Genomic DNA, 1,095 nt, shown 5'->3' with positions numbered 1-1,095 from the left:
AGGCCATCGGCCCAACTGAACTCGCTAGCGCCGGTATCGCCGTTTTCCAGATACGCGAGGTTGCGCGCAAGCTGGTCACCGAGACCGGACGCGTCGGCTCCGCTTCTACTCATCTTGTGAACCGGCTCCAAGAGTAGTAATGGGACTGAGACACATTGGTTTCAGCAGTTGAGCCGGCCAGGGTGGCACCGGCCTGAGCTACCGCGACCACCACTGCAGTCAGATTGGTCTGCAGCCAATCTAGAGGCGTCACTTCGGGATCACCGGCACGTCATAGGAACCGCTGGCCTTGATCTGCGTGAGGCAGGCCTGGCCGCGACGGCGCACGCCAACACCGAAGCTGCGCTGGAAAAAGCTATCCTGCAATGGAAATGGGCCGATACCCGGGATATTTCTTAGACCCTGGTACTGACGCTGAGGGTGCTGTCTGAACCCGATGGCGTTGTCAGGGCTGTTAGCTCCATAGGTGGCAACAACCGCCAAGTAGTCTTCCGGAATGAAATCGCTTTGGATAATCCAGGTTTCGCCGTAGCTACCCTGCACCTTCAGACCGTTGTAGGACTCCGGCGCAACCTGACCCACGATATTTTCCGGTTGCAAGTAGGCCGGAGCGCCAGCGGACGGAATGTAGTCGTGTTTGGCAATAATGCCGCTGGCGTTTTCTTCGCCAGCTTTGAAGGTTGACACCACTTCCGCCTGTGCCGGGTTCATCAGCGCCAACAGCCGTGAGTTTGATTCAGTGCCGAAACCGTGCTCGGTCACATGGCGAACGGCAGTTTCGAGGTCTCCGGAATCAATGGTGGCGCTACCGGAAACGAGGTAGTGCTGGTGTGCCGCCGCAAACTGCTTGCCGAGATAGGCCGGTGGAACCATGGTGTCACCGTTGTACAGGCCATACACCGGGTGCGACCACTCGTTTGCTATCTGCGTTGGGTCAAACAGCCGCTGCAAGATCGTCCCGGTTGTCAGACGGTTGTCGGCCTCCAGCGCGTAGTTGGCAATTGCGCGGACTTGCTCAGCGGTGCTGTCCCGCAAGAATTTCCACGTCCAGCGGCTTGCCTTGTCGTAGTCCTTGAAGGTGTAGCCCATGAGGTG

Annotated in this window: 1 protein-coding gene; it reads right to left on the bottom strand. The window is 58.4% G+C overall.

The window, feature by feature from the left end:
* Positions 1–249: 249 nt before the first annotated feature.
* Positions 250–1,095 (bottom strand): hypothetical protein (locus A5791_RS27735; RefSeq protein ID WP_067231672.1); only part of this gene is annotated, 846 nt, incomplete at its 5' end.

Origin of the sequence: Mycobacterium sp. 852002-51163_SCH5372311 (assembly GCF_001667115.1) — a bacterium.
Classification (GTDB): domain Bacteria; phylum Actinomycetota; class Actinomycetes; order Mycobacteriales; family Mycobacteriaceae; genus Mycobacterium.
Note: the sequence above shows the minus strand (reverse complement) of the source record. Positions and strands in the feature narration are given on the sequence as shown.